The following is a 9,584-nucleotide window of genomic DNA, read 5'->3' on the forward strand; positions in this document are numbered from 1 at the left end:
CACCGGTCCGAGACATCGACCGTAGTGCTCGGACGCGGAAGGAACGAAGGCAAGGAGGCACCATCCATGGCCGAGATCATCCTTGAGGGAGTCACCAAGCGCTTTCCCGACGGGGCCCTCGCCGTGAAGGACGTGGACCTCGAGATCGCCGACGGCGAGTTCGTCATCCTGGTCGGTCCGTCCGGATGCGGCAAGTCCACCACCCTGAACATGATCGCCGGACTTGAGGACATCACCGAGGGCACCCTGCGCATCGGAGACCGGGTCGTCAACGAGCTCGCTCCCAAGGAACGCGACGTCGCCATGGTGTTCCAGAGCTACGCCCTGTACCCCCACATGAACGTCCGGGAGAACATGAGCTTCCCGCTCCGCCTGGCCAAGGTGGACAAGGACACCATCAACGCCAAGGTGTCGGAAGCCGCCCGGATCCTTGACCTGACCGAGCACCTGGACCGCAAGCCCGCCAACCTCTCGGGCGGGCAGCGCCAGCGGGTGGCCATGGGGCGGGCGATCGTCCGTGATCCCAAGGCGTTCCTGATGGACGAGCCGCTGTCCAACCTGGACGCCAAACTCCGAGTGCAGATGCGCACTCAGATCTCCCGGCTGCAGCGGCGCCTCGGCACGACCACCGTGTACGTCACCCACGACCAGACCGAGGCGATGACGCTCGGCGACCGCGTCGTGGTCATGAGACAGGGCCTGGTCCAGCAGATCGGCACCCCTGCCGAACTGTACAACTCGCCGCGCAACATCTTCGTCGCCGGTTTCATCGGCTCCCCGGCGATGAACTTCCTCAACGCCACTTTGGAGGACGGCGCCCTGCGCTCGCCCCTGGGCGACCTGCCCCTCGACGACCGTACGAGGCAGGTGCTGGAAAGACAGGACGCGCCCCGCGAGGTCATCGTGGGGCTGCGACCGGAGGCGTTCGAGGACGTCGCCCTGCCACACGCCCGGGACCGGACGGGCCCGGTCTTCACCGCCACCGTGGAAGTGCTGGAGTCGCTGGGCTCCGATGCGTACGTCTACTTCACAGCGGAGGGGGGGCCCGCGACGACCACCGAACTGGAGGAGCTCGCCAAGGACTCGGGCCTGCGCGACACCGGCGCCGACACCCGTTCCCTCGTGGCCCGACTGGACGCCGCCACGCGTGCCCGGGAGGGCGCTCCGGTAGAGCTGCAGGTCGACATGGCCAAGGCCCACGTGTTCGACCCGGGGAGCGGAGCGAACCTCACGCATCCGGTGAGGGCGGACTGACGATGCGCCACGCAGGGCTGTCCTCGCCACACAGACGCCCGCGCCCGCGCAGCGTGGACAGCCCCGGCCGGCTGCTGTTCGCGGTCGGTCTCCGACGTCTTCCCGGACCCCGGACCCCGGCCGCCGGGCCCCGGCGCCGCCGGCCGGACCCACGGCCGGACCGGCGGTGGAGCCGTTCAGCCGAGGCGAGTGAGCCGGGCCCCGGCGGAGGGCTCGGCCAGGGCGTTCCGGACGGCCACCGGCACGCTCTTGGCCCCTTCACCGTCACCGGCCGTCAGCGTGCCGACCTCCGTGCCGGCCTCCGCCTTGTGCGGCAGCGGCGAGGCGCCGGCGGCGATGCTGATCTTCAATCGCTGCCCCGGAACGCCGATCACGTTCAGGTCCTTGGTGGCCACGAGCGGCGTGCGGCCGCCGAGGCCGTCGTCCAGGTGACCGACCGTGTCGCCCTTGCGGACGAGCGGGGCGGACACGAGGGCCGTCCGCACCGCCTCGATGATCTTCTTGCTGTTCGCCAGCACCAGGGCCAGGCTCTTCGTCCCGTTCGGGTCCGGGCCGTCCACGCGCTGATCCATCAACGTGCCGAGGATCAGCGGGGTTTCGTCACCGACCGACTTGTACGCCGCCCACATCAGCGTTCCGCCGGCCGGTGTGCTGGAGCCGGTCTTGATGCCGCGGACGCTCAGGCCCTGCACGCTGAGCAGTTCGTTGTTGTTGACGAGCGGCTCGGCCAGCCCCTTGACGGGTGCGCTGGGCATCGCGACGATCGTGCGGAAGACCTCGTCCTTCATCACCGCCTCGGCCAGCTTCAACTGGTCGGTGGCGGTGCTGACGGTGCCGGCGTCCAGGCCGCTGGGGTCCGTGTACGTCGTGTCCTTCATCCCGAGTTCCCTGGCGGCGGCGTTCATCTTCTCCACGAACGCGGCCTCGGAGTCGCTGCCCGTGTCCCAGCGGGCCAGCAGCCGGGCGGCGTTGTTGGCCGACGGGACCATCAGCATCTTGAGCATGTCCTGCTGGCTGAACTTCGTCCCGGCCGTGAGCCCCTGGATCCGGGACTCGTCCTCGGCGTTGCCGTCGGCCACGGCCTTCGCGTCGACCGTGATGGCGGGACCGGGATCGTTCTTGCGCAGGGGGTGGCCCTTGAGGATCACGTAGGCCGTCATCACCTTGGCCACGCTGGCGGTGGGGACGGGCTTCTGCTCACCGAACGTGCCGATGTCGCCTGAGCCGGGGACGCGGACGGCCCCCTGGCCCTTGGCGGGCCAGGGGACGGAGAACTGCCCCTCGACGGCGTGAGCGGTCTCGGTGGCGACGAGCCGGGGGGCGGGCAGCGGACGCAGCAACTGGGTGCCGACGAGGGCCCCGACGAGGAGCAACAGGATCGGCGTCCACACCTTGACACGGCGCAGCGCGGTCCGGCGGGGGGTTTCCGGCGGGGCAGGGGTGTTGGTGAGCTCGGCCAGCAGGTCCAACGGTGCCTTGGGCGTCGCGGGGGCGGAGGCCTGCGGCTGCGGCTGGGGCCGCGGCGCGGCAGGAGCCGGCACGTCGAGCGGCACGAGGGCGACGAGCTTGCTCGTCCGCTCGGAGTCGCTCTCCTCTCCCCGAGCCCGTACGGACTCCTTCCGGCTGTCGCTGTCGGCCGTGGCCTTGGTGTCGGCGCTCGGCGCGTCGGTGCGCGTCGGGTGCTCGGTCCCGGCCTTGGCCTTGTCGCGCGCCGGCCGGGTGAGCGTCAGCCTGCTGTCGGACTTCTCCTCGGACTTGGCGTCAGAGGTGGATGGGATCCCGCTCGTCGGCTCGTTGCCCGGTGCGGAGGCCTCGGGCGCGGGTGACACGGCGGCTTCCGTGCCATCGGCCCCGGTGTCGCTCTCGGGCTCGGCGGCGGTAGGTGCGGGCACGGTGAGCACTTGCGTGTCGTCGTCCCTCGGCCCGGCCTTGGTGTCCGCGTCCGCATCCGTGTCCGTGTCCGTGCCCGCGTCTGCATCCGCATCCGCATCCGTGTCCGTGTCCGTGTCCGTGTCCGTGCCCGCGTCTGCGTCTGCATCCGCATCCGCATCCGTGTCCGCGGGCTCGGCTTCGGTGTCGGCTCGGCCGGGCTCCTGTTCGGTGTCGGCGTTGTGCTTGGCGTCGGAACGGGTCCTGGCCGTGTTGTCGGCCGCGGACCCCACAACGGCGGGCGAGCGGTCGGCCTTCCCCCCGGCCTCGGCATCGGGCTGGGCCACGGGGCTGTCGCCGGACGCGGCGGCACCGTGCGCGGGCTGCGCGCCGCCGGTCGGCCTGAGGGCTTCGGCTGCGATGTCGGTGTGGCTGTCGGCCGAGGAGCGGGCCTGCGCCCCGCTGCTCGCGGCTTCGCTGCCTTCTGCGGCAGGGGTGGGTGCGGGCGGCGGCGCCGCGTCCGCGTGGTCGGCCCCGGGAGCCGTCTTGCGCCGGGCGGTGTCACGGGCAGGCTCGGGCTCGTCGGACTCGGCCCTGCTCTCGGGCTCATCGCCCGGTGCATCAGCACCGCGGGTGAGGAGCGCGCCGTCGGCGTCGGTCCCGGCCGTGTCGTCGGCCGTGGGCAACGCCACGGCAGGCGCGTCCCCGGTCTCGGCGAGGTCCGCGGTGACCGGGTCCGTGGGCGCGTCCTCAAGGCCCGCCCCAGCGCTGGTGCTTCTCCCGTGCTCCCGGTCGTCCGCAGAACCGCCCGCCACCGTCATCGCCTTCATCCCAGCCCCGCCTTGCCACCCGCACCGTGCAGATACCGTGCGGCAGTGCCCCTGCGGGCCCCGCCGCACTGCTAGATGCGCGCAGCGCACGAAACGTTCCCCCTGCCCGATCTTGCGACCGTTCGGCACGGCGTGCCGGACGGGTTCCGGGCGGGAGACGAGTGAGCCCTTGGCCGTGCGTCGCAGGGCAGAGGCCGTTCTCCCAGGGCGGCTACTCGCACCTGCTGGTGATCAAGGACAGGCGGGCCGCGGCGGACGCCGGTCGCGGACGGCCGGGGCCGGGGCGAACGGCAGGGTCGCGACGCCCGGCATGGTGACGGCCGGGCGGCGGGGGCTTCGACGGGCCGGCAGGCCCACCAACCGGTGGCGAGCCGTTCGCTGCCGCCCCTGGTCCGGGTGGAGCCCTGCCGCCTGACCGTGCGCACGCCGTACGGCGAGTGCGCGGCACGCTGAGGGTACGGGGCGACCGCGCTGCGGCGACCGGCCGCACGCGTCGACCGGGAGGCAGCCGAGTCCGTGTTCAAGGCCTCCGGACTCGGCTGACCTCATGTCAGGTCGTCAGGACGACTGGTCGGTCAGGATCGCCGGGTCCGAGAGGCCGGCGGCGCCGGTCTCGACCTTGCCCGCGAAGCGGCGCACGAAGTCCGGAGCCCCGGACGCGGTGACCGTCACGTCGTACCAGCGGCGGCTGTTCGTCAGCGGGACGCTGTGCGTGACCGTGGCGCCCCGGGCGACCGTGAGACGCTTCGGGTCGCCGCCGTAGGCGTTGGTGACCGTGAGGGTGGCCGTCGAGCCGCCGGCATTGGTGCAGGTGAGGTCCAGGTTGCCGGTGGCGGCGTTGTGGCGGGCGGTGACCTCCGGGCCCGCGGTGGTGCCGGGGTTGCGGAAGCGGCGCAGGAAGCCGTTCGGGCCGTGCACGGTCAGGTCGGTGACTCCGGCCGAGTAGCGGGTGTTCCAGGTGTCCGCGATCGACTTGCCGGCCTCGGCCGTGTACGTCCAGGGGGCATCGGTGCGGTTTGCGGAGGTGACGTGGAACTGTGCGCCCAGGTCCGGTCCGGCGCCGAAGGTCAGCCGGAACTTCCCCTCGCCGGTGAGGGCGGTGCCGTCCACGTACGGGGCGTACTTCAGCGGGCGGGTGGGGCGCAGGCCCTTCTCCTGGCGGGGCATGCTGCCCACCGCCGGAGGGACGGCGTGGAAGTCGGGGTGGCGCTCGCGGTCCTGCGGCTGCCATGCGCCGGTGTCGGGCAGCCGGACCTCGCCGGTGTCCTTGCGGGCGAAGTCGAAGGCGGAGGTCAGGTCACCGCAGACGGCGCGGCGCCAGGGCGAGATGTTGGGCTCCAGGACGCCGAAGCGCTTCTCCATGAAGCGGATGACCGAGGTGTGGTCGAAGGTTTCGGAGCAGGAGTAGCCGCCGGTGCTCCACGGGGATACCACCAGCATCGGCACGCGCGGGCCCAGGCCGTACGGGCCGGCGACGTAGCCGGGCTTGCCGCCGAAGACGTCCAGCGCGGTGGGTGTGGTCGACAGGCCCTGGTTGGCGTCGGCGGGGGCGTACGGCGGGACGACGTGGTCGAAGAAGCCGTCGTTCTCGTCGTAGGTGATGAACAGGGCGGTACGGGCCCACACGTCCGGGTTGGAGGTGAGGGCGTCCAGCACCTGAGCGATGTACCAGGCTCCGTAGTTGGAGGGCCAGTTGGAGTGCTCGCTGAAGGCTTCGGGGGCGGCGATCCAGGAGATCTGGGGCAGCTTGCCGGCCCGGACGTCCGCGCGCAGCCGGTCGAAGAAGCCCTCGCCGGCCTTGGCGTTGGTGCCGGTGCGGGCCTTGTCGTAGAGGGGGTTGCCCGGCTGGGCGCTCCGGTAGTTGTTGAAGTAGAGGAGCGAGTTGTCGCCGTAGTTGCCGCGGTAGGCGTCGTTGATCCAGCCCCAGGAGCCGGCCGCGTCGAGGCCGTCGCCGATGTCCTGGTAGACCTTCCAGGAGATGCCGGCCGCCTCCAGGCGCTCCGGGTAGGTGGTCCACCCGTAGCCGGCCTCGGCGTTGTTGAGGACCGGGCCGCCGCCCTTGCCGTCGTTGCCGGTGTGGCCCGACCACAGGTAGTAGCGGTTGGGGTCGGTGGAGCCGATGAACGAGCAGTGGTAGGCGTCGCAGATGGTGAACGCGTCGGCGAGGGCGTAGTGGAACGGGATGTCCTCGCGCGTCAGGTACGCCATGGTGGCGGGCGACTTGGCGGGCACCCAGTTGTCGTACCTGCCCTTGTTGAAGGCGCTCTGTCCGCCTGCCCAGTCGTGGTTGAGGCCCTGGAGGAACTCCATGCCGAGGTCGTCCGACGGCGGCCGGAACGGCAGCGTCTCCTTGCCCGCGTTGTCGGCCTGGTGCCAGACGGACTTGCCGCTGGGCAGGGTCACCGGGCGCGGGTCGCCGAAGCCGCGCACACCGCGCAGCTTGCCGAAGTAGTGGTCGAAGGAACGATTCTCCTGCATGAGGACCACGATGTGCTCGACGTCGGCAATGGTGCCGGTGGTCCCCTGTGCGGGTATCGCGGCGGCGCGCGCGATGCTGTCGCCCAGCATGCCCAGGGCGGCGGCGCCACCGGTGAGCTGCAGGAACCGGCGGCGGTTGAGTTCTGCCATGGCGGATGACCTCTGCGGTTGAGGGGGTGTGGAGCCGCCCCCCAGCACAGCGGGCCCGGGGGACCGGAGGGGGAGCCTGGCGTGACCGCGGGGGATACGCCAGGCGAACGGCAGCCGGATTGCGGAGAGGTCCGGCCACATCCCGTCGCCGGCCGTCCGCCGAGCAGCGCCCGCCACACCTGACGCGCTGTCAAACGGCCGCGCGCTAGGGTGCGTACGGTGAACCTTCATGTCGTCGTGGGATTCGGGCCCGCCGGAGCCGCCACCGCCCGGCTGTTGGCCGCGCAGGGCAAGTCCGTACGGGTCGTCACCGCCTCGGGCCGCCGCCCCGAACCCGGAATCGAGCACATCGCGCTCGACGCGCGGGACGCCGGGCGCCTGGCCGAGGCCGCGGAGGGCGCGGCCGCCGTCTACGGCTGCGCCGCACCCCCCTACCACCGCTGGGCGGGCGAATGGCCGGCGCTGTCCTCGTCGCTCTGCGCCGCCGCAGAGGCGACCGGGGCCGTCCTGGCCATGCTCGGGAACCTCTACGGCTACGGTCCGGTGGACGGCCCCCTGACCGAACGGCTGCCGCTCGCGGCGACCGGCACCAAGGGACGGGTCCGCGCCGCTGCTTGGGAACAGGCGCGGAAGCTGCACGAGCAGGGCCGCATCAAGGCCGTCGAAGTGCGGGCCTCGGACTTCTTCGGGCCCGGCGTGACCGACGGCGGTCACCTGGCCGCCCGGGCCGTGCCGGCGCTGCTGCGCGGCAAACCGGTCTCCGCGCTCGGGGACCCGGACGCCCCGCACAGCTGGACCTATCTGCCCGACGTGGCCGCCGCCCTGGTGGAGGTCGCGGGCGAGGAACGGGCCTGGGGGCGTGCCTGGCACGTGCCCACGGAGCCCGCGCTGTCCGTCCGCGAGTTGGCCGGCCGCCTGGCCGAGCGGGCGGGGACGGGGCCGGTCACGGTCCGCCGGCTCCCTTCGGCCGTGCTGGCGGCGGCCGCGCTCTTCTCGCCGCTGCTCCGCGAACTGAAGGAGGTCCGCTACCAGTTCGACCGGCCCTTCGTGGTCGATTCCCGTGCCTATGAGGCCGGGTTCGCGGTGCGGGCCACGCCCCTCGACCGGCAGATCGAGGCGACCGTGGACTGGTGGCGTGACCGACTGGCGGCGAACGCCGGCTGACGGGCGGCCGGGCGGCGGCCGGTGCGGCCGCTGCCCGGAGCCCCTACGCGACCCTGCCCGGGGCCGGGGCCGTCAGCGAAGGGTTGAGGCGGGCGAACCCCTCCTGGCGCTCGTACGGGAAGTAGGGGTAGGGCGCCGGGCGGTGGCTGACGGCGTCCAGGCGCGCGCTCTGCTCCGGCGTCAGGCTCCAGCCGACGGCCCCGATGTTCTGGCGCAGCTGCTGCTCGTTGCGGGCGCCGATGATCACGGAGGCCACGGTGGGCCGGCCCAGCAGCCAGTTGAGGGCGACCTGGGGCACGGTCCGGCCCGTCTCCCGCGCTATTGCGTCGAGTACGTCGACGACGTCGTACAGCAGGTCGTCGTCGACCGGCGGGCCGTAGTCCGCGGTCGCGTGCAGCCGGCTCCCGGAGGGCAGCGGCCGGCCGCGGCGCACCTTCCCGGTGAGCCGGCCCCAGCCCAGCGGGCTCCACACGAGGGCGCCGATTCCCTGGTCGCGGCCCAGCGGCAGCAGCTCCCACTCGTAGTCGCGGCCGATGAGGGAGTAGTACACCTGGTGGGCGACGTACCGGGGGAAGCCGTGGCGGTCGGCCGCGGCCAGGGACTTCATCAGCTGCCAGCCCGCGAAGTTGGAGACGCCGACGTAGCGGATCTTCCCGGCGCGCACGAGCTGGTCGAGGGCGGACAGCACCTCTTCGACCGGGGTGGCCGCGTCGAAGGCGTGCAGCTGGAACAGGTCGATGTGGTCGGTGCCCAGGCGCCGCAGGGCGTCCTCGGTGGCCCTGATGAGGCGCGAGCGGGAGGTGCCGGCGTCTCCGGGGCCGTCCCCCAGGGGCAGGCCCGCCTTGGTGGACAGCAGCACCCGGTCGCGGCGGCCCCGTACGGCCGCTCCGAGGACGGATTCCGAGGCGCCCGCGGAGTAGACGTCGGCGGTGTCGAAGAGCGTGATCCCGGCGTCGATGCAGATGTCGACGAGGCGGCGCGCCTCGCGGGCATCGGTGGTGCCCCAGGCTCCGAAGAGCGGGCCCTCGCCGCCGAACGTGCCGGCGCCGAAACTCAGGGCGGGAACGGTGAGACCGGAAGCGCCGAGCTGCCTGTACTCCATGACGAGCCCCCTCAAAGACGGGTTAACGGAACGGTGGACCCTTTAAAGTGGTCCCACCGTAACAGTTGGACCGAACTAATGGAACTGGAGAACCGTTATGGCGGATGAGGGTTCCGCAGAGCCGGGCATGCTGCGGCCCGGCGGCCGCACGGCCAGGGTGCGGGCCGCGGTGCTCCGCGCGGCCGGCGACCTGCTGGCCGAAGCCGGCTTCGACCGGCTGGACCTGGCGGAGGTGGCCCGACGCGCGGAGGTGGGCAAGACCACCGTGTACCGCAGGTGGGGCACGCCGTCCGGGCTCGTCGCGGACCTGCTGGGCGACATGGCGGAGCAGTCCGCGCCCCGCACCGAGACGGGCTCGCTCGACGGCGACCTGCTGGCCAATGCCGACCTGGTCCGCCGCACCCTGGACGACCCGCGCCAGGGCCCGCTCTTCCGGGCCGTGATCGCGGCCGCCGGTACGGACCCCAGGGCCGCGGAGGCCCTGCACCGCTTCTACGCCGTACGGGTGGGGGAGTGGGCGCCGTGCGTCAGGCAGGCGGTGGACCGCGGCGAACTGCCGGAGGGCACGGATGTGGAGGAGGTCATCCGGTTCGTCTCCGCCCCCCTGTACTACCGGCTGCTGACGACCGGCGCACCTCCGGACGAGGCCGCGGCCGAACGCTCCGCCCGCGCCGCCGCGGCTGCCGCCCGCGCGGGCGTCTTCACCGCGCCGGGACGGGGACCCGGGGCGGTGAAGA

Annotated in this window: 6 protein-coding genes; 3 read left to right on the forward strand and 3 right to left on the reverse strand. The window is 72.6% G+C overall.

Going from position 1 to position 9,584, the window contains the following annotated elements; genetic code table 11:
- The first annotated feature begins 66 nt into the window (after nt 1-66).
- Nucleotides 67-1,254 (forward strand): ABC transporter ATP-binding protein, encoded by a 1,188-nt coding sequence (locus tag HYE82_RS01240; RefSeq protein WP_179171999.1) that lies wholly within the window; start codon nt 67-69, stop codon nt 1,252-1,254.
- Nucleotides 1,255-1,430: 176 nt separating this feature from the next.
- Here HYE82_RS01240 and HYE82_RS37465 read toward each other — a convergent pair whose 3' ends face one another.
- Together HYE82_RS37465 and HYE82_RS01250 are read right to left on the reverse strand one after the other, a co-directional pair.
- A complete protein-coding gene (locus tag HYE82_RS37465) occupies nt 1,431-3,953 on the reverse strand; it encodes a D-alanyl-D-alanine carboxypeptidase (protein WP_256986813.1) in 2,523 nt (840 codons plus the stop codon).
- 558 nt (nt 3,954-4,511) lie between these two features.
- Complete coding sequence (locus HYE82_RS01250) at nt 4,512-6,581, reverse strand: phosphocholine-specific phospholipase C (protein WP_179172000.1); 2,070 nt, start codon at nt 6,579-6,581, stop codon at nt 4,512-4,514.
- A gap of 219 nt (nt 6,582-6,800) precedes the next feature.
- On the opposite strand from HYE82_RS01250, the gene HYE82_RS01255 reads away from it, so the two are divergent.
- Nucleotides 6,801-7,745 (forward strand): NAD-dependent epimerase/dehydratase family protein, encoded by a 945-nt coding sequence (locus tag HYE82_RS01255; RefSeq protein WP_179172001.1) that lies wholly within the window; start codon nt 6,801-6,803, stop codon nt 7,743-7,745.
- A gap of 43 nt (nt 7,746-7,788) precedes the next feature.
- Here HYE82_RS01255 and HYE82_RS01260 read toward each other — a convergent pair whose 3' ends face one another.
- Nucleotides 7,789-8,847, reverse strand: coding sequence for an aldo/keto reductase (locus tag HYE82_RS01260; protein ID WP_179172002.1), 1,059 nt, complete (start codon nt 8,845-8,847; stop codon nt 7,789-7,791).
- A 97-nt stretch (nt 8,848-8,944) separates the two neighbouring features.
- Between HYE82_RS01260 and HYE82_RS01265 the strand changes: the two genes are divergently transcribed.
- A partial coding sequence (locus tag HYE82_RS01265) for a TetR/AcrR family transcriptional regulator (protein WP_179172003.1) occupies nt 8,945-9,584 on the forward strand: 640 nt, incomplete at its 3' end.

It is taken from the genome of Streptomyces sp. BR123 (assembly GCF_013401435.1).
Classification (GTDB): domain Bacteria; phylum Actinomycetota; class Actinomycetes; order Streptomycetales; family Streptomycetaceae; genus Streptomyces.